The organism is Zobellia sp. OII3, assembly GCF_002211465.1.
GTDB classification, from domain to species: domain Bacteria; phylum Bacteroidota; class Bacteroidia; order Flavobacteriales; family Flavobacteriaceae; genus Zobellia; species Zobellia galactanivorans.
In genome coordinates this window covers 139,792-166,032 of the sequence record NZ_MWRZ01000004.1, presented here as the reverse complement: position 1 = coordinate 166,032, position 26,241 = coordinate 139,792, and the positions used below count along the sequence as shown (strand labels likewise).

General features: G+C 42.5%; 25 protein-coding genes and 1 riboswitch. Of the genes, 14 read left to right on the top strand and 11 right to left on the bottom strand.

Going from position 1 to position 26,241, the window contains the following annotated elements:
• Positions 1 to 76: 76 nt before the first annotated feature.
• The 6 genes from B4Q04_RS13270 to B4Q04_RS13245 all read right to left on the bottom strand — a co-directional run bounded on the left by B4Q04_RS13270 (position 77) and on the right by B4Q04_RS13245 (position 3,744).
• Complete coding sequence (locus B4Q04_RS13270; RefSeq protein WP_088697084.1) at positions 77 to 892, bottom strand: mechanosensitive ion channel family protein; 816 nt, start codon at positions 890 to 892, stop codon at positions 77 to 79.
• A gap of 145 nt (positions 893 to 1,037) precedes the next feature.
• A complete protein-coding gene (locus tag B4Q04_RS13265) occupies positions 1,038 to 1,574 on the bottom strand; it encodes a DUF4252 domain-containing protein (RefSeq protein WP_088697083.1) in 537 nt (178 codons plus the stop codon).
• 60 nt (positions 1,575 to 1,634) lie between these two features.
• Positions 1,635 to 2,180, bottom strand: coding sequence for a DUF4252 domain-containing protein (locus B4Q04_RS13260; RefSeq protein WP_088697082.1), 546 nt, complete (start codon positions 2,178 to 2,180; stop codon positions 1,635 to 1,637).
• A gap of 59 nt (positions 2,181 to 2,239) precedes the next feature.
• The gene (locus B4Q04_RS13255; protein ID WP_088697081.1) at positions 2,240 to 2,782 is read right to left on the bottom strand and encodes a DUF4252 domain-containing protein; all 543 of its coding nucleotides are present in this window, start codon (positions 2,780 to 2,782) and stop codon (positions 2,240 to 2,242) included.
• Between the two features lie 16 nt (positions 2,783 to 2,798).
• Positions 2,799 to 3,248, bottom strand: a complete 450-nt coding sequence (locus B4Q04_RS13250) for a hypothetical protein (protein WP_013991437.1) — start codon at positions 3,246 to 3,248, stop codon at positions 2,799 to 2,801.
• Complete coding sequence (locus tag B4Q04_RS13245) at positions 3,235 to 3,744, bottom strand: RNA polymerase sigma factor (RefSeq protein WP_013991438.1); 510 nt, start codon at positions 3,742 to 3,744, stop codon at positions 3,235 to 3,237. Before B4Q04_RS13245 ends, B4Q04_RS13250 begins: the two co-directional genes overlap by 14 nt.
• A 239-nt stretch (positions 3,745 to 3,983) precedes the next feature.
• Here B4Q04_RS13245 and B4Q04_RS13240 point away from each other — a divergent pair, with 239 nt between their 5' ends.
• Positions 3,984 to 5,474 (top strand): S41 family peptidase, encoded by a 1,491-nt coding sequence (locus B4Q04_RS13240; protein ID WP_013991439.1) that lies wholly within the window; start codon positions 3,984 to 3,986, stop codon positions 5,472 to 5,474.
• 84 nt (positions 5,475 to 5,558) lie between these two features.
• A complete protein-coding gene (locus B4Q04_RS13235; protein ID WP_088697080.1) occupies positions 5,559 to 7,049 on the top strand; it encodes a S41 family peptidase in 1,491 nt (496 codons plus the stop codon).
• Between the two features lie 75 nt (positions 7,050 to 7,124).
• Here B4Q04_RS13235 and B4Q04_RS13230 read toward each other — a convergent pair whose 3' ends face one another.
• From B4Q04_RS13230 to B4Q04_RS13220, 3 genes are all read right to left on the bottom strand, one after another.
• Positions 7,125 to 8,051 carry an ABC transporter substrate-binding protein gene (locus tag B4Q04_RS13230; RefSeq protein WP_236631020.1) on the bottom strand — a complete coding sequence of 309 codons (927 nt, stop codon included), beginning with the start codon at positions 8,049 to 8,051 and terminating at the stop codon, positions 7,125 to 7,127.
• An 11-nt stretch (positions 8,052 to 8,062) separates the two neighbouring features.
• Positions 8,063 to 9,937, bottom strand: coding sequence for a TonB-dependent receptor plug domain-containing protein (locus B4Q04_RS13225; RefSeq protein ID WP_088697078.1), 1,875 nt, complete (start codon positions 9,935 to 9,937; stop codon positions 8,063 to 8,065).
• Between the two features lie 68 nt (positions 9,938 to 10,005).
• Positions 10,006 to 10,232: riboswitch (cobalamin riboswitch) on the bottom strand.
• 77 nt (positions 10,233 to 10,309) lie between these two features.
• Positions 10,310 to 10,759: an FKBP-type peptidyl-prolyl cis-trans isomerase gene (locus tag B4Q04_RS13220; RefSeq protein ID WP_046287662.1), complete on the bottom strand. Its 450-nt coding sequence runs from the start codon at positions 10,757 to 10,759 to the stop codon at positions 10,310 to 10,312.
• A 215-nt stretch (positions 10,760 to 10,974) separates the two neighbouring features.
• Between B4Q04_RS13220 and B4Q04_RS13215 the strand changes: the two genes are divergently transcribed.
• The 7 genes from B4Q04_RS13215 to B4Q04_RS13185 all read left to right on the top strand — a co-directional run bounded on the left by B4Q04_RS13215 (position 10,975) and on the right by B4Q04_RS13185 (position 17,286).
• Entirely contained in the window at positions 10,975 to 12,123 is a 1,149-nt protein-coding gene (locus tag B4Q04_RS13215) for an ABC transporter substrate-binding protein (protein WP_088697174.1), read from the top strand.
• Positions 12,124 to 13,155 carry a FecCD family ABC transporter permease gene (locus B4Q04_RS13210; protein ID WP_013991445.1) on the top strand — a complete coding sequence of 344 codons (1,032 nt, stop codon included), beginning with the start codon at positions 12,124 to 12,126 and terminating at the stop codon, positions 13,153 to 13,155. It begins immediately after the preceding gene.
• Between the two features lie 142 nt (positions 13,156 to 13,297).
• Complete coding sequence (locus tag B4Q04_RS13205) at positions 13,298 to 14,173, top strand: DUF1080 domain-containing protein (RefSeq protein ID WP_161496068.1); 876 nt, start codon at positions 13,298 to 13,300, stop codon at positions 14,171 to 14,173.
• Positions 14,174 to 14,232: 59 nt separating this feature from the next.
• On the top strand, positions 14,233 to 14,967 hold the full coding sequence (locus B4Q04_RS13200; RefSeq protein ID WP_046287255.1) for an ABC transporter ATP-binding protein: 735 nt from the start codon (positions 14,233 to 14,235) through the stop codon (positions 14,965 to 14,967).
• 65 nt (positions 14,968 to 15,032) lie between these two features.
• Positions 15,033 to 16,379 carry a DNA recombination protein RmuC gene (gene rmuC / locus B4Q04_RS13195; protein WP_013991448.1) on the top strand — a complete coding sequence of 449 codons (1,347 nt, stop codon included), beginning with the start codon at positions 15,033 to 15,035 and terminating at the stop codon, positions 16,377 to 16,379.
• Complete coding sequence (locus B4Q04_RS13190) at positions 16,376 to 16,741, top strand: hypothetical protein (RefSeq protein WP_013991449.1); 366 nt, start codon at positions 16,376 to 16,378, stop codon at positions 16,739 to 16,741. The genes rmuC and B4Q04_RS13190 overlap by 4 nt, the downstream gene beginning before the upstream one ends.
• Positions 16,741 to 17,286: an acyl-CoA thioesterase gene (locus B4Q04_RS13185; RefSeq protein WP_013991450.1), complete on the top strand. Its 546-nt coding sequence runs from the start codon at positions 16,741 to 16,743 to the stop codon at positions 17,284 to 17,286. The genes B4Q04_RS13190 and B4Q04_RS13185 overlap by 1 nt, the downstream gene beginning before the upstream one ends.
• Here the strand turns inward: B4Q04_RS13185 and pgl are convergent.
• Together pgl and zwf are read right to left on the bottom strand one after the other, a co-directional pair.
• Positions 17,279 to 17,992: a 6-phosphogluconolactonase gene (pgl, locus tag B4Q04_RS13180; RefSeq protein WP_088697076.1), complete on the bottom strand. Its 714-nt coding sequence runs from the start codon at positions 17,990 to 17,992 to the stop codon at positions 17,279 to 17,281. The two genes, B4Q04_RS13185 and pgl, sit on opposite strands and share 8 nt — an antisense overlap.
• A gap of 55 nt (positions 17,993 to 18,047) precedes the next feature.
• Positions 18,048 to 19,580, bottom strand: a complete 1,533-nt coding sequence (gene zwf / locus B4Q04_RS13175; RefSeq protein ID WP_013991452.1) for a glucose-6-phosphate dehydrogenase — start codon at positions 19,578 to 19,580, stop codon at positions 18,048 to 18,050.
• Between the two features lie 172 nt (positions 19,581 to 19,752).
• On the opposite strand from zwf, the gene gndA reads away from it, so the two are divergent.
• The 5 genes from gndA (at position 19,753) to B4Q04_RS13150 (ending at position 26,231) form a co-directional block, all read left to right on the top strand.
• Complete coding sequence (gndA, locus tag B4Q04_RS13170) at positions 19,753 to 21,165, top strand: NADP-dependent phosphogluconate dehydrogenase (protein ID WP_013991453.1); 1,413 nt, start codon at positions 19,753 to 19,755, stop codon at positions 21,163 to 21,165.
• A 49-nt stretch (positions 21,166 to 21,214) separates the two neighbouring features.
• Complete coding sequence (locus B4Q04_RS13165; RefSeq protein WP_088697075.1) at positions 21,215 to 21,781, top strand: DUF3124 domain-containing protein; 567 nt, start codon at positions 21,215 to 21,217, stop codon at positions 21,779 to 21,781.
• A gap of 97 nt (positions 21,782 to 21,878) precedes the next feature.
• Positions 21,879 to 24,158, top strand: a complete 2,280-nt coding sequence (locus B4Q04_RS13160) for a response regulator (RefSeq protein ID WP_088697074.1) — start codon at positions 21,879 to 21,881, stop codon at positions 24,156 to 24,158.
• Between the two features lie 13 nt (positions 24,159 to 24,171).
• Positions 24,172 to 24,522 carry a ribose-5-phosphate isomerase gene (locus tag B4Q04_RS13155; RefSeq protein ID WP_088697073.1) on the top strand — a complete coding sequence of 117 codons (351 nt, stop codon included), beginning with the start codon at positions 24,172 to 24,174 and terminating at the stop codon, positions 24,520 to 24,522.
• 83 nt (positions 24,523 to 24,605) lie between these two features.
• Complete coding sequence (locus B4Q04_RS13150) at positions 24,606 to 26,231, top strand: long-chain fatty acid--CoA ligase (protein WP_088697072.1); 1,626 nt, start codon at positions 24,606 to 24,608, stop codon at positions 26,229 to 26,231.
• The last annotated feature ends 10 nt before the right edge of the window (positions 26,232 to 26,241 follow it).

The window sequence follows — 26,241 nt, the reverse complement described above, 5'->3', positions numbered from 1 at the left end:
CAATAAATCCCTTAACAAAAAAAGGCCGCAAATTGCGGCCTTTTTGGGGGGATAATGGTTAGTGTTTAAGTAGCGATTATCCTTTTCTTTGTATTTCAACCTGATGTGGGTAAGGAATTTCAATTCCAGCCTTATCAAGAGCAAGCTTACAGTTTTCCAAAGTTCCGAAATATACATCCCAGTAATCTTCTGGCTTGCAGAACGGACGCACTGCAAAGTTTACAGAACTGTCGGCCAGTTCCGAAACGTTCACCGATGGTGCCGGATCTTTTAGAACCTTGGGGTCTGAGGTAAGTACATTGAGTAAAACCTCTTTTGCCGTTTTTATATCTTCCCCATAACCTACTCCTATGGTCGTATCAACCCTCATTTTACCTTCTGCGGTGTAGTTGACGATATTTCCGTTAGCCATTGCCCCGTTGGGTATAATGGCCAATTTATTGTCAGGCGTTATAATTTTGGTCGTGAAAATTTCTATTTCTTTCACTACGCCCAATAAACCTTGCGCCTCGATCAAATCCCCTATACGATAGGGTTTGAATATGATAAGCAAAACCCCTCCTGCAAAATTCGATAATGACCCTTGCAAGGCAAGACCTATGGCCAAACCGGCAGCGGCTATAATGGCTGCAAAACTGGTTGTTTCAACCCCCAATTTGGAAATTACCATGATGATCAAGAAAATAGTCATGGTCCATTTGACCAAGCTCAACAAAAACTGTTGCAACGACTCGTCATAACTTTTACGGGCCATACCTTTTCTCAGTACTCCCATAATCTTCTTAATGACCCATGAGCCGATAAGGTAAATTAATATTGCGCCCAATACCTTTGGCCCGTATTCGACGGCAAAATCAATGCCTTTGTTCATCCATACTTCCGCTTGTTCCATAATAGTTTCTCTTTATCTTAGGTTAGTGCTATATTCTGTAAGACACTCCATTTTTCTAAAAGTCACTTAAAATTTTAAATTTTGACCAAAAAAAAACAAACCATGGGTTTTGGCTTGTTTTTTTTGTTGAATCTGTTTGCTTTTTTTACTTCATAAAGTCGGCTATCTTTGAGAGTTCTCCCCCTTGGTAATCAGACTTTTCCAAGGCCTGTACGAACTGGACCATTCTAGCGGGATTCATATTTTTACCCAAAACGCGAACGACCACAAAACCTTTGTCTTCATTGTCTCCATAAATAACCACCTCATCAATGGCATCGTCATCACCGAGGTATTTTATAGTAGCCTTACCAAATTCAGTGTTCATTTTCATAAGCTCGGTAAAGTCTTCATTTTTCAAAATGGACTTTATCACCGACTTCTCTTTCTGAAAATCGACCGCATTGGCATCGGTTTTTTTAAAGGCCAGTACGTTCAACTTTTTTAAGGAACCTAATCCCTCCTTTTGTTCTTCGGTCAATTGGGCTTTCTGAATGTTCAACAAGCCTACCGGCAGATCCAAGGTCAAAAAATTGGGATTTTCCGAATTTGCAACATAATACTGTTGCAGGCTAGGTGTGGAAGTGCAAGCACTTGTAATACCCAGGAGCAGTACCGCTATAACCCATGTTATTTTTCTCATGTACATATTTTTTAAAATATTGAATTGTATTTAGGTATTCCCTTAGCAGGTGCTACCTTACTACCTCTCCCCTACCTCGTTTAGTTCTTTCGGAAGATCCATCTTTTTGGTCAGGGCCCCGATTTTGTTCAGGTCGATATCGCCTGTCATAGATACCAGTACACTTTCAAATTTTCTATTATCGACACCTAGCTCATCGCTATTGATGTCGGATACGAACAACAAAAGCTCACTTACATGGTCTTCGTCCCTACCTTGTTTAATATAAAATTTGACCGTGGCATCTTGGTCCCTCACCTTCATCAACTCCTCCAATGAAGATGAGTTCAAGTATTTTTTTACGGTTTTGCCCATATCCTCGGAGATCCGGGCATCTTCCGTAATAAATATCTTAATCCCCTCTAAGCCTTGGGCGATATCGGCAAAATCTTGGGCATCTTGGTCGCTTTCGTCAAAGACGGCAATATTGCCAGCCAATCGAATCATACCCTTGTTTATGGTGACAGAGCCTACATCTTTCATATTATCGTACTTATCGAAAATAGATTGAGAGCTGCCGAGAAACGGTAATACTGCCAGTACTAGAAATACACTTAGTTTTTTCATGATTGTTCGTTTTAAGATTAATGATCGTTTTTGATTATTGATTGATGATGATTGATTTATTATCTGTTTTTGCCCGCTTCGTTCAATTCTTCGGGCAGGTTCATTTTTTTCGTCAAAGAACCTATCTTGTTCAAGTCGATATCGCCAGTAAGGGATAACAGTACCGTTTCGAATTTTCTTCCGTTTACATCTATATCGTTCTTCATACCGGTCACGAACATCAAGAGCTCGCTCACGTGGTCGTCATCTTTACCGCTACGGATGTAAAACTTTACGTTGGCATCTTTATCCTTTACCCGCATAAGTTCTTCCAACTTGGCCGATTTAAGGTATTTCTCTACCGATAGCTTCATATCTGCAGAAATCGCCTTGTCTTCGGTAATGAACACTTTTAGGTTGTTAAGGCTTTTGGCGATATCCATAAAGTCTTTTGCCTCGGGATCATCAACCTCAACGTCTATTTTACTCAAGAGGTTGAACATACTGCGGTTCACGACCACGGCACTAACTTTGTCCAAGTCTTCATACTTATCGAACAGGGACTGTGAAAAGCCCATAACCGGCAACACTGCTACTATTAGTACTATTAATATTTTTTTCATCTTTCGGATTTTTATTTTAATTCTTATTGTAAATTTTATCTTTCGCCTCAACAAATTCGTTTAAATAGGCCATCTTCTCCGTGCCCCTCTCCATATTTTGGGCCAATAGGTCTAAGGCTTTTTTGGTTTCGTTATAGGCATATTGGGCCTGTTGCTGTTCCAGTTCCTTTTCATCATAATAGGTTTTTCCAAAATAAACACCGAGCATCAGCACTGCCGCCGCCGCTATCGACAACCATTTATACAGGCTACTTCCTCCTAGTTTCTTTTCAGGGCCCAAATCAAGGGGTTTTGCAAACCTTTCTTTTTTGGCCTTGGCGACAAAACCGAACAAAGGAGCGTATGGCTTTAGGTCGTCAGGTATGTTCTCTTTAGAGAAATAGTCTCTCAACACCTCTTCTTCGGCCACCGTTGTATCGGCTTCAAAGTATCTTTCGAGTAATTTTTTTACGTTATCCAATTCCATAACTGTGTTTTTGCATTAATTTTTCCCTAACGGTCTTTCTCGCCCGAGATAGGGCCACCCTTACTGCCGTTGGCTTCATCTCTAACATATCGGCAATTTCATCGTAATCATATTCTTCAACATCGCGCAACTGCAAGACCATTTTTTGTTGCTCCGGTAAATCTTCCATAATTTTCTGTACCCAAGAGACACTATCTTTGGCCTCTACTTTTTTCTGTAGCGAACTACCGCCCTCCTTATAATTGGTATGAACCAGTTTCAAGTTTCCCGCCTGTTTCGATTTTAGACGATCTAAACAGAAATTCTTTGTCATGGTCATCGCAAAAGCCTCAACGTTCTTGTACTGCCCCATATTCTTTTTCTTCGCCCATAGCTTCAACAGAATCTCTTGGGTGGCATCCTCAGCCTCTTCCCTAGAAACCAGCAAACGTTTTGCCAAACGATAGAGCTTGTCTTGAAAAGGACCGACAATCTTTAAAAAATCTGCCTGTTGCATTGTTTTGGTCGGGTTACTATTGAACACTTTATAATGAGGTCTTCATAATCAAGACGAGACACTTCTGGTTATGTTACAAATATTTTTTAATTTTCGCTTTGTAAGCTATTACTACAACTTTTTACTAACTGTTTACGTATACTAACTTAAACGATTTAAAATAAACTCCCCCATTATATTATCATGCCTTTTTTGGAACGGTAATTGATTCGGTAGTTTTACTTCACAACAAAAAAGCTATGAAAAAGTACCTCTTATTATTGTTGTCCGCAGGGCTATTCTTTACCAGTTGCAAAAACGATGACGATATTTTCCCCGATGACAATGGAGATGAAACCCAAAAAACGGCAAACGATTACCCCGTACAAAATTTCATGTACCAAGTAATGAATTCATTTTACTTCTGGCAAGAAGATGTTCCCAATCTGGCCGATAGCAAATTTAAAAGTCTTGATGACCCGGATTATATTTCTTTTTTGGCTTCCGAATCTGATCCCGAAGCCTTTTTCAATAGCTTATTATTTGAAGATGATCGTTTTAGTTTCTTAAGGGAAGACTATCACGATCTGGTAAATAGCTTTCAAGGGATATCAAAAAGTAATGGCCTTGAATTCGGTCTTTCTTTATTTGGTGACAATAGAGATGTTTTCGGATATGTACAATACGTTGTAAAAGATTCCGATGCGGATAAAAAAGGCATGAAAAGAGGCGATATTTTTCTTACCGTAGATGGAGAGCAACTTTTTTACAACTCTGCAACGGACAACAACTTCCACTTGTTCAACGAAGATAGTTACACCTTGGGAATGGCCGATATTATCGACAAGACCATTACGCCTAACAATAAAAAAGTCACCTTGACCAAAGAAGAGGGCCTAACGGAGAACCCTATTTATTTATCTACCGTTATCGAACATAATGGCGTAAAAGTCGGCTACATTATGTACAATTCCTTTATAGCCAGTTATGACGATGAACTGAACGAGGTCTTCGGAAACCTTAAAGCCGAGAATATAGATGAACTTGTGCTCGATTTCAGGTATAATCCCGGTGGACGAGTTACATCGGCAATACAAATTGCCAGTGCCGTGTACGGTACCAACACCGATGAACTTTTTCTTAAGGCCCGTTACAACGAAAAGATCATGGAAACATTCGACCCTGGCGATGGAGAAGAAAATTTTGTGGACACGACCTTTGACAGCAAGACCCCACTCAACACCTTAAACCTAAAGCGTGTATTTGTCATAGCAACAGGAGCCACGGCTTCGGCCAGTGAATTGGTAATGAACGGACTTGCTCCCTATGTTGACGTGGTCCACATTGGTGAGAATACCGTTGGAAAAAACGAATTCTCGAATACCTTCGTCGATGATCCCGAAAACAACTATTTCTACAATGAAGATTACGAAGATAGAATAAACCCTGACAATCAATGGGGCATACAACCATTATTGGGCCGCAATGAAAATGCCGATGGTTTTTTAGATTACACCAGTGGCCTGGTTCCAGACTATGAACTAGATGAGGACGCTGGCAATCTAGGCGTTTTAGGCGATGCCGATGAACCCCTACTTGCCCTTGCCCTATCGGTGATTTCAGGAGAAACCGCAAAACGAAGTTTCGAACCTCTTATATCGGTCGATTTCGTTTCTAGTTCAAAAATGTTCAAGCCCGGCGCGAACAAAATGCTGATGGATGGCTTGATAAAACCGTTAAAATCAAAATAATACAAATAAAGCACACTAATTTTACGTTGTGATATAAGGGTGGATGCGGTCGTTCACCCGTAAAACACTATTTGTTGTCTTATTATGATGAAAAAATTGAATTTAGGACTGCTCCTATCTGTATTTCTTATCGTTTCCTGTTCTAAAACCGATGACGACTTCACTATACCCGATACCGTGGATCCCGATCCCGATGCAGGGGTACATGTACAAGACTTTATGTGGAAAGCCATGAACTTTTGGTATTTCTGGCAATCGGATGTGGAAAACCTATCCGATACGAAATTTCCAAATACAGAGGAGGGATCCCTAGCCTATACCCAATTTCTGGCATCTGAACCGGACCCCGGAAAATTTTTCGACGATAAGCTATTGTTTTCGGAAGACCGTTTTAGCTTTTTTTCAGATAATTACGTAGAACTTGTACAATCATTGGCCGGTATTTCTAAAAGTAACGGAGTCATATTCGGACTGGTAAGACAAAAGGAGAACAGCAGTGAAATCTATGGCTATGTGCAGTATATTATTCCTAATTCAAACGCGTCAACCAAAAACATCAAACGCGGAGATATCTTTACGGGAGTAAACGGCACCACCTTGACCGACCAAAACTACAAAACCCTTCTCTTTGGGGATAGTGACACCTATTCTTTGGACATGGCCGATATTGAAGGTGAAAATGCGGAACCGAACGGAACGCAAATACAATTGACCAAAGAGGTAGGCCTTCGCGAAAACCCCATACTCCTAGACGAAATCATTGAAATACAGGACAAAAAAATTGGCTACTTGGTCTATACCGGGTTTACCAACGAATATGACGAAGAATTGAACCAAGTCTTCGGTCGGTTTAAATCGAATTGGGTAAACGAACTGATACTTGACCTTCGATATAACCCAGGAGGCTCTGTCAACACCGCCGTTCTCTTGTCAAGTATGATATATGGCACCAATACCGAGGAAGTCTTTCTCAAGGCGCGATATAACGAGAAGTATCAAAAAATACTTGACGACAATGATACCGAGCTAAGACGCTTTTTTGCGGAAAAGACCAGTAAGGGCACTGCCATAAACTCCCTAAACCTCAACAAAGTCTATATATTGACCACCACGGGCACAGCCTCGGCGAGCGAATTAGTAATCAACGGCCTGACTCCTTATATCGACGTGGTTCAAATAGGGGACAAAACCCGAGGAAAAAACGAGTTCTCGGTAACTATGGTAGACGACAGAGGAAACAACTACGTCTATAACCAAGAACGAACGAACAAAATAAACCCCAAAAACAAGTGGGCCATACAACCCTTATTAGGCAGAAATGAAAACTCGAAAGGGTTTTCAGCTTACACCAGTGGCTTGGTTCCCGACATAGTCTTACCCGAAGATTTAGCAAATTTGGGTGTATTAGGCGACCTGAACGAACCACTGCTTGCCAAGGCCATAGAACAAATAACGGGATCCCCGGCCAAAGGCAGCCATACCGTCGAACTTCCTATAGAGACCATGACCAATTCAAAAATGTTCTCGCCTTTAAAAGATAACATGTACGTTAGCGACCCGCCTATAGTTTGGTAGTCTAAAAACATTCAATACGAACAAAAAAGCGGCCCGTTTTAAAAACAGACCGCTTTTTTTTGAATTTATAATTTCTCAGAACTCGTAGAACCTTTGATACTTACGTTTTAATCGCGAAGGAACAGAAATTGCTTCCGGATGAAACAACCCGGCCAACAACTCTATGCCATCGACCAAGGTGGCAGCGGATGATTGCGTAAACAAATCAAAATCGGCTACATATACTTTTTGGTCCTTGACCGCCTTTAAGTTGGGCCAGCCCTCTTTTAAAAGCAATAGATGCATCTCCTTTAAGGTTCTTTTAATACTGAACCCACAAGGCGCTACTATAATTACCTCCGGATCGTACTGCTTTATTTTATCCCATGAAAGCACACCACTATTCCCCGAAGGATTAGAAAGCATGTCTACCCCACCGGCAAAACCGATTTGATGGGGAATCCAATGTCCGCAATTATAAATAGGCTCTATCCATTCCAACAACAGCACTCTCTTTGTAAGAACTCTAGCTGCTCTTAGTTGGTCCACTACATGATCTATTCTTTCATTCAGTTTTCCCAAATACTCATAAGCCACCTCTTCCCTACCCAATGCCTTGGCAATGGTAATGGCATTTTCAAAGACATCATTAAAACTAGAAGGACTAATTGAAATAAGTTCCGGTTGTTTCTCAAGGTTTGCAACAGCAGCGGCCGTACATTCCGTATCGATTTGACAAACATCACACATATCTTGTGTAAAGATGATGTCTGGAGCGATTTCGGCAAGGGCCTTTTCGTCTACATAGTAAAGCTTCTCCCCTTCCTTTTTGCTTTCCGAGAAAAAGGTATCGATTTCTTGGCTTGTATAGTTCTTCCCTTCCAAAATGCAACGCACTATCGGTTTTTTCTCTTGCAATGCCATAGGGGGGCATTCAAACGTAATACCATGCAAGTGTTCTTGCAACCCCATATCATAGAGCATTTGGGTAACGGCAGGCATAAAAGAGCAAACTTTGAGCACGTTTCTGTTTTTTAGAGATTGAGACTAAAACCGATCATAACATTCCTTCCTTTGGTCGTAAAACCAAGGGCTTCGGTATATTCTTGGTTTAAAATATTATTGACATTTAAAAATACCTTTAACCGGTTTTCTATACATTCGTGCGAGAGGTACAAATCTACCAAGGAAAAACTGTCCAAAGGTACAATAGTAGATGGGAAAGTACTAAAATCAGAATCTGTTCTACTTCTTGTAAGGCTATAGTTTAACGAGGCAAAAGCTCTATCTGAAAACGCATAGCCCAAATTCGCATTTATCTTATGTTTGGGAATACGAACGGCATCGTCTCCCTTTCTCTCCGTAAATGTATAATTGGCATCGAAATTTAATTTGTCGGTAGCTTTCCAACTAAGCTCTACCTCCACTCCTTGTGCATCAATTGTATTCAGTGCATTTTTATAACTACTCGTTGCATTATCATAAAACACAAAGTTTTCTTCTTTTCTATTAAAATAAAGGGCACTAGCTCTAAAGTTACCTTTACCGGCAAATTCTAAACCTCCCTCAATAGTTCGGTCATCTTCTGGTTCTAAATCTGGGTTAGCCCCATAATTCCCGAACAACTGAGTTAATGACGGTGTTATATAAGACGTTGCATACGATGTCAAGAACTTAAGATAACTGCCATCCATTTTAAGAGTAAAAGATGGGTTTATATTGTAAACAAAGTTGGTTCCGTACTCCGTATGGTTGTTTAAGCGTGCACCGGCATTCAAGTTCAATCCAAAATCAGATACATAGACTACGTTCGCATATGGATCGGTAATCTCAAATTTTTCCTTGGCTAAAAAATCGGTTTCATCGGCTAAATAATTCAAACCGACAACACTGTGAAATTGATCATTAAAATTGTATTTATGATATACATCTACAACATAGTTGTTACCCTTAAACGTAGACGGAAAATCCGTGATATTTTCAGAATCATAACTACTGTATCCTGCATTTGCCTGTAAAGAACCCCTACCATAATCATAGGTGGCCGCAACCCCTGCTCTTTCTTGCTTACTTATAAACTGATTGGGCGCATCCGTTGGACCGTAAGAGTTATCAAAATTTGTATTTACCTTTGTTTGGTTTCCATAAACCGAAATCTTCAGTTTATCCGAAAAATCATAACCCAAACGCAAATTCGTCGAAATGTTTGAAAACGGATCTTCTTCATTCGCAGGCGTTATATTTGCCGAAATACCTTCCGCATATCGGTTCGAAAAACTACCCGAATAATTGAATTTATTCAACGTACCGCTTATTTGAGCACTGTTAGACGACCTTGATACATTGTAATTTTGGTCATCTTGGGTTTGATTCGTACCTACACTTGACTGTACACTCAGGGAAATAGGTTTTACCGAAGCTTTTTTAGTAGTAATATTTATAACTGCAGTGGCCGCATTGGTACCATAAAGCGTACTAGCGGCACCTTTAATGATCTCTATAGATTCTACACTAGCGGCAGAGAGTAAACGCAAATCGTATACCTCAGAAAAAGACGACGGATCTAGAACTCGAACCCCATCGACTATAACAAGTACTTGACGCCCTCTTCCTCCTCGGGCATAAACACCAAAAACAGAACCTTCTGGGCTACGGCTTCCCGATATTTCAATACCGCTCTGGTTATTAATGATTTCAGTGATGTTCTTACCTTGGTAACGCTCTAATTCTTCTGCGGTAATCTTTATCACCGTTTTACCTGAATTTTCACGTTTCAACTCAAATTTAGAATCACTGACCACAACCTCATCTAGTTGTCTCACTTTTGTAGAATCGCCTTCTACATTTTGCGCAATCATACTGGTGCTTGCCAATAGGGCAGCACAAACTCCATAAAAATTTTTGTTCATTTTGTAATCTCTGTTCGAGCGAATAGTATGTCTGTACCCATACGTAAACCTTTATCCCGAAAGTTTAACATTAGTTGTTTGAATCCGGCAGGTCTCCTGACTTGTCCAATGTTGTTTTACCTTCCCATCTTTATGGCAGACAGTGGTTTTGAAGAAAGCAACACCCTCTTAAGAGGCACCAAGCGTAGCTCGGCATGAACTTACAGTTGCGGGAACAGTTCCGGACTTTCACCGGATTCCCTTTTAATCAACAAGGCCATAACGACCCTGTCGAACCTAAATTCGCGGCGAAGGTACATAATTTGTGAAAAGATTGCACCTGAAAAATGTTTCGGTTTTGAAGCTGTAAAAGAAAAACCTTTTTTTGTGAAATTACTCTACGGCAATAAGCTCTACTTCAAAAACAAGTACAGACCCGCCGGGTATACCCCTTCTATCCGAATTTCCGTAACCCAAGGCTGCAGGTACCAACAGCAAGCCGTTACCGCCTTCCTTGAAATAGGTGATACCTTCCGTCCATCCGGCGATAACCTGTGATAGGTTGAATGTGATGCCTTCCGCTTCACTTTCATCAAAAACTTCTTTATCGGTAAAATAGCCCTTATAAGCCACGGTGACATTTGAGGTTGCCGTAGGCCGAAAGCCTGTACCCTCTTCTTCTACCACATAGTAAAGACCGCTAGCGCTTCTCTTGGCGTCAAGATTGTTCTCTTCAATGTATTCCTTGATTTCCTGTTCATTTTTTGCTACATAATCCACTTTTTCATCATCGCTACAGGAAGCGAATACAGCCAAGACCAAAACCAATAAGATTTTTTTCATATCATTTTTTTGAAAGTCAAATATAGCGAACAATTGACGTTGTCCAGACGAATTTCCCTTATAAACTGTCCCTTCTCCTTTTACTTCCTCAGAATCAATTGATAGACAGAAAATAAATAAAATTCCATTTGTCTTTTTTTCTTGGAAAAGAAAGACTGTACCTTTAGCCCATTGATACATTTCACCCATTCTTGAGACCCATAAGACAAAAAAAATTGAAGAAAATTGTTTTCATTGCCCTATGCGCCTTGGTTCTTTCCTGTAAAAGGGAGAAAAAAGAAAGCACCTCGATTACCACTAGCTTACCTGCCATAACCAAGATTACGCATGCTACTGGTTTTTCCATTGAAAAAGCAGCCGAAGGGTTTACCGTTATTGCCGTATCATCGCCATGGCCAGGCTCGGAAAAAACCTTTAAATACGCCTTGGTCGACAAAGAAAAGATGGCCTCCATCACCTTGAACAGCGAAGCATACGACGCTATCGTGGCCGTTCCGATAGAACGTTTGGTGGTTACCTCCACAACCCATATTCCCTCACTTGAAGCCCTAGGGGTGGCCGACAGGCTGGTGGGCTTTCCGAATACGGATTTGATTTCTTCTGAATATACCCGTAAACGGATATTGGATGGTAGTGTAAAGGAGTTGGGGAATAATGAAAGTATCAATACGGAAATCACCATCAGCCTTAATCCTGAAGTCGTTATAGGCTTTGGCATGAACAATAGGAACAAGGCCTATGAAACCATAGCCCATTCCAACATTCCCGTGGTCCTCAACGGGGATTGGACCGAGGAGTCCCCTCTCGGAAAAGCGGAATGGATCAAATTTTTCGCACCTTTTTTTCAACTTGAGGCCAAGGCCGATAGTATTTTTAATGCGATTGAAAATTCATATCAAAAAACCAAGGCCCTTGTAGCCAAGGTCAAAACAAGGCCTACCGTACTTACCGGGGGACTCTACAAAGATGTTTGGCACGTAGCAGGGGGCAAAAGTTGGATGGCCCAATTTCTAGAAGATGCAAAAGCCGATTACCTCTACAAAGACGACACCGAAACCGGAGGGATTTCACTTAGCCTAGAAGCCGTTCTGGCCAAATCACAACAGGCCGACTACTGGCTCAACCCCTCAATGATCACCTCCTATTCTGAAATGGAAAAAGCCAACGCCCACTATACACAATTCAAGGCCTTTAAGAATAAAAATATATTCTCGAACACCTTGGCAAAGGGCAGTACAGGGGGGCTCCTATATTACGAAATGGCACCGATGAAACCCGATTTGGTCTTAAAAGACCTTATTCACATTTTCCATCCGGAATTGCTTCCCGATTACGAACCCTTCTTTTTTAAACCTCTTGAATAAGTGCAAGTCCAAAAAACATATCGCACTTCCTTTTTACTCCTACTGCTTGTTTTGGTAATTACCTTTATTATCAACATCTGTTTAGGGTCGGTTTCCATTCCCGTTTCCAAAACCTTACATTCCATTTTCGGAGGAAGCTTGGAAAACACGGCCTGGGAGTACATCATTTGGAACTATAGACTGCCCAAGGCCTTTACGGCCCTATTGGTGGGTAGCGGACTCGCCTTGAGCGGATTGCTGATGCAAACCTTGTTCAGAAACCCTTTGGCAGGCCCCTTCGTACTAGGTATCAGTTCCGGCGCCAGTTTGGGCGCGGCCATCTTAATAATGGGATCGGCCACTTTTACTTCGTGGCTCGGTATTACCCTGATCAACGATGTTTCCCTTGCCCTTGCCTCTAGCACGGGAAGTTTTTTAGTGCTGTTCTGTGTTCTTCTTATCGCCCGAAAGGTAAAGGATAGTATGGCCCTTTTGATCATAGGCCTTATGTTCGGTAGCATTACTGCAGCCATTGTAAGTGTTTTGTCTTATTTTACCCAAGCTGAAAAACTGCAACAATTCGTCTATTGGTCCTTTGGTAGCGTAGGGAATCTTTCTTGGCACCAATTGCTCCTATTACTGACCTTGGTCTGTTTGGGCATATTTCTAAGTGTGCTTTCCATTAAACCTTTAAACGCCTTCTTGCTAGGTGAAAATTACGCCCGTAGCCTTGGCATCAATTTGGTGAGTTCTCGGTTCAAGATCATTGTTGCGACCGGACTCTTGGCCGGCGGCATTACCGCTTTTGCCGGGCCCATTGCATTTATCGGCTTGGCAGTTCCCCATTTGACCCGTCAGGTTTTCAATACTACGGAGCATCGCATCTTGGTTCCGGCCGTATTGGCCTATGGTGCCATCTTAATGCTGGTTTGTGATACCATAGCCCAACTGCCAAACAATGCCAATGTTTTGCCTATAAATGCCATTACCAGTATTTTTGGTGCCCCAGTGGTAATCTGGTTATTGTTAAGAAAAAGAAAAATGGTGTTTTGACCCAAAACACAACATAATAAACTTTACATTATACAGATATGATCATATGTTATACCCCAAAGAGGGGCAATTAGATAGTTTTACGTTCAACAATTATTTTAAAACCTATTTTTTACAAACTATTTATAGTAAACCCAACCCTATGCAAACCAAATTGACTTTTCTTTTTCTTCTTTTAAGCAGTGTTGCCATTAACCTAAATGCGCAAAAAAATGACAAAGGTTGGGAGATGCTTCTCGACAAAGACCTATCTAACTGGGACGTTTTTATAGGGGTACCGCACACATCGCTCGACCTTGAAGGCTACGAAAAAGGTGATGGAATGCACGGAACACCGATCGGACTCAACAACGACCCCTTGAATGTCTTTACCACAAGCCAAGAAAACGGGGAGACTATTCTCAATGTAAGCGGCCAGATCTATGGGGGCTTAAGCACCAAACAAGAATACGAAAACTACCACTTGGTCTTTGATATCAAATGGGGCACCAAAAAATACGAACCCCGCCTTAAAGACAAGAGGGACAGTGGGGTTCTTTACCATGCCCAAGAACCACACGGACAATTCTGGAACGTTTGGATGAAGGCCCCGGAAATGCAGGTACAAGAAACCGATTGTGGCGACTTTTTCCCTTTAGCCGGTGTAAGTATGGATATCAAAGCTTCAAAACGCAAGGAAAACGGAAAAGAATTTTGGTTCTACGATCCAAAGGGAGAAGTACATACTTTTAAGACAGGGGCCGACGGACGTTGCAGGAGAATGGCCAATTTTGAAAATCCCCATGGGGAATGGAGCCGCCTAGAACTTATTTGCATAAACGACAAAGCCTACCATATTGTTAATGGAAAGGTGGTAATGGTACTCCAAAATGCAAAGGAATATGACAAAAATGGTGTTGCAAGCGCACTGACCAAAGGAAAGATCCAATTTCAATCGGAGGCCTGCGAGGTGTATTACAAGAACATCAAGATCAGAAGCATCTCTAAATTGCCTAAATACATCAAGAAACAACTTTAACACCTACTGTCGTCGCCTATACAACCAAACATACTACGCTTCTCTCGAAAGACCTTGCCATTGGTTACGGAACCCATGTAATAGCAAAAGGCATCAACTTTGCCTTGGTACCAGGCGAGTTAACCGCCATCGTGGGGATCAACGGTATCGGCAAGTCTACCTTGTTACGGACCCTGGGCAACGCCCAACCCCTTCTTTCAGGGCAATTGATCATCAAAAAAAAACCTTTGGAAGCCTATGCCCCCTTAGAGTTATCGTCTGAAATAAGCATGGTCTTAACGGAGCCCATCGCCTCTAAAAATTTGTCCGTTCTAGAATTGGTAGCATTAGGCAGGCAACCCTACACCAATTGGCTGGGCAAACTGACCGATATCGACAAAAAAAAGATAAGCGAGGCCTTTGAAGCGCTAGAGTTGAGCGACTTAAAAGACAAAAAATGTTTTGAACTGAGCGACGGACAGTTACAACGGGTCATGATCGCCAGGGCCTTGGCCCAAGACACCGATATCATTCTCTTAGATGAGCCTACGACCCATTTAGACCTCTACCATAAGGTGCAAATATTAAAATTACTGCGCACCATAGCGCACACCACAAAAAAAACAGTGGTTTTTACCACTCATGAAATTGAGATGGCGATTCAACTTTGCGACAAAATGCTTCTCTTAGATGGGAAGTCGAACCATTTCGGACAACCTTGCGAACTTATCACACAAAAGGCCTTTGAATCTTTGTTTCCTTCCGACACTGTTGTTTTCGACCCAAAAACGGGATCTTTTAGAATAAAAAAGTAACCCAAGGGCAGTGTTCCGTTTTAATACCAATCTCGTATCTTTACCCTGAACATTTTACCAGGAAGATGAACGTTTACCTTATTTACTTATTAATCGGATTACTATGCCTTGCCATAGGCTATTTTTTAGGAAATTATATTCAGAACCTAAAGACGAAGTCGAGCCAGAGTGCCCTTGAAGAACGGGAGCAACAACTGCATGCCAACCTCAATGTATTGGAGGCGCGATTGAAAGATAGCGAAGCGCACAAAACCCGTTTACAGGATGAAAAGGAACAATTAGGCAACCAAATTGTCCGTTATCAGGCCGATTTGGAAAATCTTCAGCTGAAAAATAGGGAGCAAAAAGAAGAGGTTGAAAAACTACAGGAAAAATTCACCAAAGAATTCGAGAACCTCGCCAATAAAATTTTAGAGGAAAAAAGCCTAAAATTCACCGAACGCAACGAGAAGAACATTAAGGATATTTTGACGCCCCTCAATGAGAAAATACAGCTTTTTGAGAAGAAGGTAGAAGAGAGCCAAAAAGAAAATATCAGCATACATTCCGCATTAAAGGAGCAACTTTTAAATCTTCAGAGCCAAAACCTGAAAATCACCCAAGAGGCCGAAAACCTTACCAAAGCCTTGAAAGGCGACAGTAAAATGCAAGGGAATTGGGGCGAGTTGGTACTGGAACGCGTGCTTGAAAAATCAGGATTGGAAAAAGACCGCGAATATACCGTTCAGCAAAGTTTTACCAGGGAAGATGGTTCGAGGGTGCTTCCCGATGTGATCATACACCTTCCCGATGGCAAGAAAATGGTGGTCGACTCCAAAGTATCGTTAACGGATTACGAGCGGTTTGTAAATGCCGAAGACGATTTACGTGATAAATTCCTAAAAGACCATATCAATTCCCTAAAAAGGCACGTCGACCAGCTTTCCGCCAAAAAATACGAAGACCTTTACGCCATGGAGAGTCCGGATTTCGTACTCATGTTCGTGCCCATAGAACCCGCTTTTGCCATTGCCATCAATAATGACAGTACACTTTACAGCAAGGCCTTCGAACAAAATATCGTCATCGTTACGCCATCGACCTTATTGGCTACATTACGTACCATTGACAGTATGTGGAACAATGAAAAACAACAGCGTAACGCCTTGGAAATAGCTCGACAGGCCGGGGCCCTATATGATAAGTTCGAAGGTTTCGTAAACGACCTGACCAAAGTGGGCAAGAAAATGGACGAGGCCAAATCGGAATACAAAGGCGCCATGAACAAACTGGTCGAAGGCCGTGGAAATATTGTCATCAGTATTGAAAAATTGAAAAAAATGGGAGCAAAAGCAAAAAAATCGATTCCCGAACCCATACTTAAACGCGCTCAAGAAGATGACTTTGAAAGCGACCTAAAACTAGAAACATGAAAAAGTCGCTCTTTATTAGCTTGGGCATTATTTTAGCCCTATTCGCCATAGTGTACGCATTCATTTACTTCGTACCCTATAGCAACGGAATACGTTCGGGCGAGCTTATCAAAATCAGCCACAAAGGTGTTATCGTCAAAACTTGGGAAGGAGAGATCAGTCAAGGCATATCAGGTGCCCAGATCTTTTCATTTTCCATATTGGACAAAGACAAAGAAGTGATTGAACAGCTTCAGCAGTACCAAGGACAATACGTAAAGTTGCATTATGTTGAACGCTTTGCTACTTTTCTTTGGCTCGGAGATAGCAAATATTTTGTAACCAAAGTAGAAAAAGAACAATCACCTCATTTTAGAAACTAATGGAAAAATTCAAGAGTGCTAACGATTCAAGAGTTTCAATAACCGAACTAATGCTTCCCTCCCACTCTAATTTTGGTGGGAAGGTCCACGGTGGACACATTCTAAACCTAATGGACCAGATTGCCTTTGCATGTGCCTCAAAACACTCTCAAAGATATTGTGTGACCGCATCGGTCAATCGGGTCGATTTCCTTCATCCGGTAGAAGTCGGTGAGCTGTTAACCTTGCGCGCTTCCATAAACTACACCGGTAAGACCTCTATGGTCGTAGGGGTTCGGGTAGAATCGCAAAACATCACCTCCGGCACCAAGCGCCATTGCAATTCCTCATACTTTACCATGGTAGCCAAGGACGAAAACGGAAAAAGCGTACCCGTGCCCGGTCTATTGTTAGAGAACGAGCAAGGCGTTAGACGATTCGCCCGAAGCAAACAAAGAAAAGAAGAGGCTTTCTCAAGGGATACCCAATTCGACTCGTCCCAATTTAAAATAGAGGAACACCTCGACCTTCTGGCCAATGAAAACGTAAAGCTCGACCTTAGGTAAGCTTATCGGCCGCCGCTTGATCCAAGAACCACAATAGATTGCCCGAGGTTGGGGCCACCAAGTGGGCCGGATAAGTGACGGAACCACCATCGCTACCGAGAATTTCGCCTACTTTTTCCTTTTTTCCTTCACCGGTCACCAAGAAAGCAACGGTCTTTGCGTGATTGATCAGATTGCCCGTTATAGTGATGCGCCTTTGCCCCGATTCGGGGTGTACGGCCACTTCACATAGATGTTCTGAATTCCAAAGTTCTATTTCATGGGGGAAGATAGAAGCGGTATGGCCGTCATCGCCCATACCTAAAACCACTAGGTCAAATTGAGGGAAACCGTTTTTGGCCGGAAGCCCCGATTTCAATTCCCTTGCATATCGTTCGGCTTCGCCTTGGGGCTCATCTTCCCCATGAACGCGATGGATGTTTCCTTCAGGAATTTCAATTTTAGACAACAGGTGTTCTACCGTCATCTTATAGTTGCTTTCATCATCGGTCGGGGGCACACAACGCTCGTCTCCCCAGTACAAATGCACCTTAGACCAATCGATTTGTCTACCAAACTTATCGGCCAGTTCATCAAAAACTATTTTTGGGGTACTTCCGCCCGAAAGGGCCACATGAAAAGTATCGTTTTGCTTCACTTGCTCGGCAAAATAGGCCGAAAACGCTTCGGCAACCTCGTTTTTATCTTGATATATCTTTAAATCCATAGTCGTTTTTTACAATTTATACGCAAAGCTTTGGACCAATGGCCATAAACCCCTATTAGCATATGACACAAAAGCCCGGATCATCGGTCAAACTCGCTCCCGGGTTTCTCCATTCGCCTATACCGTCTATCAGCTCATTTGAATTTTCGGGTCCCCAGACCCCTGCCGCATACCCGTACATGCGTACGTCTTTACCACTTTCCCAATACTTTAAGATCGGATCCACGAATTCCCAAGCTGCTTCAACCTCATCGGCCCTGGCGTACAAGGTAGCGTCACCCTGCATAGCATCTAGAAGCAGGCGTTCATAGGCCTCCATCACATGGGTTTCCGCCAAACTGGAATAGTAGAAGTCAAGGTTGGCACGTTCGACCTTAAAACCTTGGCCGGGCACTTTTACCCCGAATTTTATCAAAATGCCTTCGTCTGGCTGTATTCTTATGACCAGTTTATTGTCCTTATTGTCCAATCCCGATTCTTGAAACACCTGATGATGTGGTGTTTTAAAATGTATGACCACTTCGGTAACCTTCGTTGGCATTCTCTTGGCGGTACGCACGTAGAAAGGCGTATCTTTCCATCTCCAGTTATCCACAAAAAACTTGATGGCCGCATAGGTTTCGGTAGTTGAATTTTTGTCGACCCCTTCTTCCTCACGGTATCCTTTCACGGGCTCACCGTCTATAACCGAACTGGTATACTGCGCCCTTATGGTGTTATCGAACAATTCTTGCTCATCTTTCATGACCCTAAGCGACTTGAGCGCCTTTACTTTCTCGTTCCTAATATCTTCGGGAGCATCGCTGATCGGCGGCTCCATTACGATCAAGGAAACGATTTGGAGCAAATGGTTCTGGAACATGTCACGCAACGCGCCCGACTTGTCGTAATACCCTCCCCGTTTTTCAACACCGACACTCTCGGCATTGGTAATTTCTACGTGGTGGATATAGTTACGGTTCCAAAGGGGTTCAAAAATGCTATTGGCAAATCGCGTCACCAATAGGTTCTGAACGGTCTCTTTGCCCAAATAATGGTCAATTCGGTAAATCTGGTGCTCTTCAAAGAACTGTTGTAACCCCTGGTTCAGCTGTTTTGCGGTCTCAAGGCTATAACCGAAAGGCTTTTCAACGATCATACGTTTCCAACCGTTGTTCTGCGTGCTCATTCCCGCATCTGCCAATCGCTGCGCTATGGTTTCATATAAGGTCGGAGGCGTAGAAAGGTAATAGATGATATTTCCCGAAGTCTGATATTTGTTCTTAAGGTCTTCTACCCTTTTACGTAGGCGACCATAATCCGTATCATAGCTACCCCCCAAATCTTCATAGAAAAATTTATTGGCGAATGCTTTTATATAGTCGTCGCTATGCTCTTTTATCTTTGTCTTTAGATATGTACTTTCCAAAACCACTTTATTTCTAAACGCGTTATCGGTCATATCACTTCTACTGGCCCCCAATACCACAAAATTTTCGGGAAGTTGACCTGCTAAATAAAGATTAAAAAGTGCAGGTACGAGTTTTCTTGCTGTAAGGTCGCCAGAGGCGCCAAATATCACAAGAATCTGGTTTTCTGTTTTATTCATAATGAGATGGTATCCTTATACGATTTGAAAGGCTAAAAGTATCGAAAAGATGCAGCAATACCAACGAGTTTACCCTAAGATAATCTTACATTTCAATTATTTCGCTTAATTTTGGTCGTATTGCCCGAATATGACAATTTTAGGGCCGATCGTGTAATTTTAAATATAGAAAATGGAAGGAAAATATGATTTTGGATTGATAGGTCTCGGTGTTATGGGACGTAACTTCATTTTAAACGTTGCCGATAACGGATTCTCTGCGTTCGGCTACGACCTGGATCAGGAAAAAGTAGCGGCATTAAAGGAGGAAGGCGGCCACGAAGCCAAGGTGAATGCATCCACCAATATAAAGACCTTCGTTCAAGCCCTGAAACAGCCTAGAAAAATCATGCTTTTGGTTCCGGCCGGAAAAATCGTAGACTCGGTCATCGAAAGTCTCTTGCCGCATATAGACCGAGGTGATATTATTATCGATGGAGGAAATTCTTTCTTTACCGATACCGACCGACGAGAAGCCTACCTTCATGACAAGGCCATCAATTTCTTTGGCGCGGGAGTTTCGGGTGGCGCCAAAGGTGCCCGACTGGGCCCCAGTATTATGCCCGGCGGATCAAAATCGGCCTACCAACACATTAAACCTATTTTTGAAGCGGTATCCGCAAAATATAAAGGGGAGCCTTGTGTAGCCTATTTAGGTCCAAAATCATCTGGCAACTATGTAAAAATGGTTCACAATGGTATAGAATATGGTTTAATGCAGCTCACTTCAGAAGTTTATGATTTGCTTAAAAAAGCAGGCAACTTTTCCAATGAAGAAATGCACGATACCTTTTCGAAATGGAACCAAGGTCGTCTGCAGTCTTTTCTAGTGGAAATCACCTCTAAAATTCTGGAACAAAAAGATGAACTGGGCGCAGACAAAGGTCATCTCGTAGATCAGATTTTAGACAAAGCAAAACAAAAAGGAACAGGGAAATGGACGAGTCAAAATGCCATGGACTTAGGTATACCGGTCCCTTCCATTGACATTGCGGTAAGTATGCGTGAAATATCGGCACTCAAAGCCGAAAGAACCGAAGCCGAAAAACTATATGGTCGCCCAGAAGTGGCAATTTTAGATAAAGAAGAATTGGCCAAGCTGACCGAAGAGGCCCTTTACTTCTCTTTCATCATTACCTATGCCCAAGGCTTGCACCAATTGGCCGATGCCTCAAGAGAATACAAATACGATCTAGATATTGCCACCATTGCCAAAATCTGGCGTGCGGGCTGTATCATTCGGGCCGGTCTTTTGGCCGACATCACCGAGGCATTTGAAGCCGATAAAGACTTACCGAACTTATTGCTTTCCCCGAATTTCGTCGAGAAAATCAAGGGTACGGTAACCTCGGCCAGAACCTTGGTAGCACATGCCGCCAAAAACGGTATCCCGATGCCGGGACTGACAAACTCATTGACCTATTTCGATGCCTATACATCAAGTCGATTGCCTTTGAACCTTATACAGGCGCAACGTGATTTCTTCGGATCTCACACGTATGAACGCCTTGACCAAGAAGGTATTTTCCATACCGAATGGGAGTAGCCTAAAAAGGCTTACCAAAACATGGATACCATAAAACTAGAATGCTGAAATGATAGGGAAATACCGCTACGGCATATATTTTTACGCTATTGAAAATAGTCTGAAATCAATAGCAGTTGTACTTGTTCTTGTTTTGTTGTCCATGTCGTGTAAACGACCCGAGGAGGAAAAGCCGATACCGGTACTCGATGAACATACATTAAACAGAAGGGTCGACGGTAATGCCGTCGACCCTCTTTTAAAACAGGTTTACGTACCTATTTACTCTGATATCTACAATCAGACCAGAGACTCCAGAACCTTATTGACGGCTACGTTAAGCATCAGGAATACCAGCCTTAAAGACAGTCTCTTCATTTCAAAAATAGATTACTACAATACCGGGGGCGACCTTGTAAGGAGCTATATAGACCAAACCATCTACCTCCGCCCTATGGAATCTATCGATTACGTTATAGAACAACAAGACAATTCCGGTGGCAGCGGTGCCAACTTTATTATCGATTGGTATGCCAAGCGCCCGTTAAACCCCTTGTTTCAAGCCGTTATGGTCGGCGGATTGGGTGCACAAGCTTTCTCCTTTACCACGGAAGGTGTAAACATAGAGGGCGAATAACCCGTTTTCAGTCGCACTATTTTTTTTGAATGCCCATGCCATCTATCGATCTATTGGCCGCTTGCCGATAATTTGAGAAGCAAATTCTTATCTTAGCTTGCCGAAAAGGCCGACCGTACAACCCTATACCGGCCCCAATGTGAACATGAGGATATCAAAACCACTAGTATTCATTTTTTTCCTTGCGCTGTATACTAATGGAATAGCCCAAGAGGCCACGGATTGGAAAAGAGATACCTTAGAATTGTACGTCAACCGATCGAATGACGCCTACGACGAATACAACTATAAAGAAGCCATAAAATACGCTTCGGCCCTAGTAGAAAAAGGAAAGGAGTTCAATTACAAATACTACGAGTTTTTAGGCTATGATATACTAGGTGGAATCTATTCCGAGACGGACGATAGTGTGCAGGGAAGGATTTATTCCGAAAAGGCACTGGAACTGGCCCGGGCCACACACGCCGATAGTCTTATAGCATGGGGAACCCTGAATTTAGGCATTTTGTATTCCGACAATAAGGCCACCTATGAAAAAGCGGTCCGCTTCTTTAAGGAAAGCATCGACATAAATGAAAAGAACCAAGACTACGATGAAGTTTACCTCACTTATGTAAACCTCATCTGGACCTACCTCGACAACAAACAAATAGACGAGGCCTATACCTATCTTCAAAAAGCGGAAGATCTGTCTGCAAAGGAAGTCGATTCCCTTGACAAACTTTATATAGACCTTTTATACGGCAAGTATTACCTAATAAAGAAAGAGTACGATGCCGCCGCCCAAAAACTAGAGAACATCGCCTTAACCGCCGATAAGAACAACAATACCGATTTGGCCATTGAAGCCTACGACAATTTAGCCAAACTCTACAGTGAAACGGACGACTACCGAAAAGCCTTTACCAACCTAGACAAACACAACCAGTTCAAGCAAAAGGCATACACCCTTAAAAAAGTGGAAGAGACCGAAAAGGCCAGGGCCAAATTCAATTTGGAACAGGCCCAAAAAGACCTTGAATCGGCCCTAAAGGAAAAAGTATACTCAGAACAATTGATCTCAAAATCAAAAACACTGACCACGGTACTTATTATTGCCGTTGTTATTCTCATTATCACCCTGCTCATCATAATCGTATTCTTCAAGACCCGAAGAAAATACATCAACAACCTCCGAGCAAAGAACAAACAACTGAGTATCGCCCATGCCAAGGCCGAGAAACTTTCGACGATCAAGACCAAGTTTCTTTCTACGGTCAGCCATGAGCTTCGAACCCCCCTATACGGAGTTATAGGTATATCGAGAATTTTAAAAGAAGACGAAAAACTCAAAGATTATGCAGATGATCTCGATTCCCTAAAATTCTCGGCCGATTACCTCCTGGCCTTGATCAATGACGTACTCTTATTAAGCAAGATGGATGCCGAAGCCATTACCTTGTCAAAAATACCCTACGAGCTAGACACGCTCATAAAAAATATTGTACGTTCCTTCGAATCAACCCTGCAACAAAACAATAACACCCTACATTTACACATTGACGACAAACTGCCGAACCACCTTATTGGAGATCCAATAAGATTATCGCAAGTGCTTATAAACTTAGTTGGGAACGCCATAAAATTTACAGAAAACGGTGACATTTGGCTAAAGCTTGTTCTTGTTGAAGCCATAGATGACGACACCTACTACACCCAATTTGTCATAAAGGACAACGGTCTTGGAATTCCATTGGATATGCAAAAAGACATTTTCAATGAATTCACCCAAATCGAAAACAAAAACCTCAATTATACAGGTACGGGGCTCGGCCTTACCATCGTAAAAAAAATATTGAAGCTCTACCAAAGCAAAATTGAACTCGATAGTACCCCGGGCAAAGGGTCGCAATTCAGTTTTCGCCTAAATCTCAAAAGATACAGTGAGAGCCAAAAGGCTAATGAAAGCCCTATCGCCAATTTACCTAAAGGAAGTGCATCAACTGAAAATAGACGGACCAATAAAGTGCTTATTGTCGACGATAATAGAATCAACCAAAAAGTAACGCAAAAAACCTTAGAAAAACACCATATTGAATCGAGTTTGGCAGATGATGGCGCCCAAGCCGTGGCCATGAGCAAAGCCAATGACTACGATTTGATACTCATGGACATACATATGCCGAACATGAACGGGATGGAAGCCACCCAATTGATACGTGAATTCGATAAAGACATTCCGATTATTGCGTTAACTGCCGTAGAGTTGGACGAGAGCAAAAAGGAAATACTCAATTCAGGCATTGACGATATTATTCACAAACCCTACAATCTTCCCGAATTCCTAGAGACAATCTTTAAGCACCTTCCGAAGGAAGAAATCAATCTTTCCCAATAAAACTTCGCTCCAAATGGCCAGAACCCAATATCATATCTACGTAATAGAGCTGTCAAAAAAGGTGTTTACTGAAAATCGGCGTTTTCGCGAAGCCAATCCACAATTCAACGGGGTCTTAGAATGTTTATATGTAGGAATGACCAGCAAAACCCCGAAAGAGCGCTTCCAACAGCACAAAACGGGTTATGTAAATAAAAAGGGACACCGCCTAGCTTCAACCATCGTAAAGAAATACGGATCCTACCTTAGGCCCAGCCTATACAATCATATTAAACCATTGACCACACGGGCCGCGGCCCTAAAAATGGAAGAAACCCTGGCCCTTGAACTGCGTAGGAAACGTTACGCTGTTTGGTACAATTGACCCTCCCCCTCCTACTTTCCCCTACGTAACAAAAAATCAGTAACTTTAGGAAAACTGGCCCAACGATTTAACCCCGATAGCCTATGGAAGGATTAATAATGGATTACCCGCTCACTACGACCACTATTCTTGAATATGGCAACAGCGCTTTTAAGCCCAAAAAAATCATCAGTTATTTGCCCGATGCCTCCAGGCATGAATACACCTTTGGAGACCTTCACAAACGCTGCATGCAATTGGCCAATGCACTTACCAATACCCTCGGGGTAAAAAAAGGCGATATGGTCGGCACCTTTGCCTGGAACCATTACCAACATGTAGAACTATACTACGGCGTACCCGGTATTGGGGCCATTTGCCACACCATCAACATCAGGCTTTCATCACAACAGACCGAATTTATAATCAACCACGCGGAAGACAAGGTTATTTTTGTAGACGCGACGCTTGTACCCTTACTTGAAAAAATTGCCGGGAAACTGGAAACCGTAGAGCATTTTATTATTCTAAACGCACCAGAAAATTTCAACACCACATTGCCCAATGTTTTACATTACGAAGATATACTGGCAGGACAATTGGAAGAATTTCAATGGCCTACCCTAAACGAAAACGACGCAAGCGGCATGTGCTATACCAGTGGTACAACGGGGCTGCCCAAAGGTGTGCTCTACACCCATAGGTCTACCTACCTACATGCCCTGACCATCTCCACGCCCAATGCCGCCAACTACAGCAACTCCGATATCGTACTGCTCATTGTTCCCCAGTTTCACGTTATGGCCTGGGGATATCCGTACCTATGTCTTCTTACGGGGTCTGATATGGTCTTGCCCTCATCAAACCTACAACCCGAGGCATTGATCAAAATTTTACAAAAAGAAAAGGTCACCAAGGCCAATGGTGTGCCTACAATCTGGATGGGAATCTATGAGAGCATGAAAAAAAATCCCCCTAGGCCCAAATTAGATTTGGAAGAGTATCTGGTCGGGGGGTCCGCGCTTCCCGCAAGCCTAATAAAGGCCATGGAGAAGGATTTTGGCATTAGAGGGGTCCACGCTTGGGGAATGACGGAAACGTCGCCCCTAGGCACCGTAAGCCGACTACAGCCCCAACATCAAGACTTAAGTGAAGACAAAAAGGTGGGGATACGGGCAAAACAAGGCATAGAGTTTCCCGGTATTGAAATGCGTATTGTAGACAACAACGGAAACGTCGCCCCAAGGGACGGCAAAACAATGGGCGAACTACAAGTTAAGGGAGCTTGGGTCATCAGTTCTTATTTTAAAACAAAGAACCGCGACAATTTCACCAATGACGGATGGTTTAGAACCGGAGACGTAAGTACTGTCGACCAAGATGGTTATATGCATATTACCGACCGAACAAAAGACCTAATCAAAAGTGGGGGCGAATGGATCTCTAGCGTTGCCTTGGAAACGACCTTAATGGCCCACCCGAAAATAAAAGAAGCGGCCGTGATTGCCATACCCGATGAAAAATGGTCAGAAAGACCCTTGGCCGTTATCGTGCTCCACGATAGAAACGAAAGGGTAACAAATTACGAGTTAAAAGAATTTTTAAGTCGTGACTTCGCCAATTATCAAATCCCGGAAAAATATTTGTTCATAGGCCAAGTGCCAAGGACCAGCGTGGGCAAATTCGACAAAAAGGAAATCAGGAGACGTTACGCCCAAGGTAAATTATAAAAAAAGGTCG

Coding starts and splice junctions, on each gene's coding strand:
- pgl (WP_088697076.1), bottom strand. CDS start 17,992: ATGGATTTAAAGATATATCAAGATAAAAACGAGGTTGCCGAAGCGTTT.
- gndA (WP_013991453.1), top strand. CDS start 19,753: ATGGAAGGAAAATATGATTTTGGATTGATAGGTCTCGGTGTTATGGGA.
- B4Q04_RS13150 (WP_088697072.1), top strand. CDS start 24,606: ATGGAAGGATTAATAATGGATTACCCGCTCACTACGACCACTATTCTT.
- B4Q04_RS13190 (WP_013991449.1), top strand. CDS start 16,376: ATGAAAAAGTCGCTCTTTATTAGCTTGGGCATTATTTTAGCCCTATTC.
- B4Q04_RS13185 (WP_013991450.1), top strand. CDS start 16,741: ATGGAAAAATTCAAGAGTGCTAACGATTCAAGAGTTTCAATAACCGAA.
- B4Q04_RS13165 (WP_088697075.1), top strand. CDS start 21,215: ATGATAGGGAAATACCGCTACGGCATATATTTTTACGCTATTGAAAAT.
- rmuC (WP_013991448.1), top strand. CDS start 15,033: ATGAACGTTTACCTTATTTACTTATTAATCGGATTACTATGCCTTGCC.
- B4Q04_RS13205 (WP_161496068.1), top strand. CDS start 13,298: ATGCAAACCAAATTGACTTTTCTTTTTCTTCTTTTAAGCAGTGTTGCC.
- B4Q04_RS13225 (WP_088697078.1), bottom strand. CDS start 9,937: ATGAACAAAAATTTTTATGGAGTTTGTGCTGCCCTATTGGCAAGCACC.
- B4Q04_RS13235 (WP_088697080.1), top strand. CDS start 5,559: ATGATGAAAAAATTGAATTTAGGACTGCTCCTATCTGTATTTCTTATC.
- B4Q04_RS13155 (WP_088697073.1), top strand. CDS start 24,172: ATGGCCAGAACCCAATATCATATCTACGTAATAGAGCTGTCAAAAAAG.
- B4Q04_RS13250 (WP_013991437.1), bottom strand. CDS start 3,248: ATGGAATTGGATAACGTAAAAAAATTACTCGAAAGATACTTTGAAGCC.
- B4Q04_RS13255 (WP_088697081.1), bottom strand. CDS start 2,782: ATGAAAAAAATATTAATAGTACTAATAGTAGCAGTGTTGCCGGTTATG.
- zwf (WP_013991452.1), bottom strand. CDS start 19,580: ATGAATAAAACAGAAAACCAGATTCTTGTGATATTTGGCGCCTCTGGC.
- B4Q04_RS13260 (WP_088697082.1), bottom strand. CDS start 2,180: ATGAAAAAACTAAGTGTATTTCTAGTACTGGCAGTATTACCGTTTCTC.
- B4Q04_RS13270 (WP_088697084.1), bottom strand. CDS start 892: ATGGAACAAGCGGAAGTATGGATGAACAAAGGCATTGATTTTGCCGTC.
- B4Q04_RS13265 (WP_088697083.1), bottom strand. CDS start 1,574: ATGAGAAAAATAACATGGGTTATAGCGGTACTGCTCCTGGGTATTACA.
- B4Q04_RS13245 (WP_013991438.1), bottom strand. CDS start 3,744: ATGCAACAGGCAGATTTTTTAAAGATTGTCGGTCCTTTTCAAGACAAG.
- B4Q04_RS13240 (WP_013991439.1), top strand. CDS start 3,984: ATGAAAAAGTACCTCTTATTATTGTTGTCCGCAGGGCTATTCTTTACC.
- B4Q04_RS13220 (WP_046287662.1), bottom strand. CDS start 10,759: ATGAAAAAAATCTTATTGGTTTTGGTCTTGGCTGTATTCGCTTCCTGT.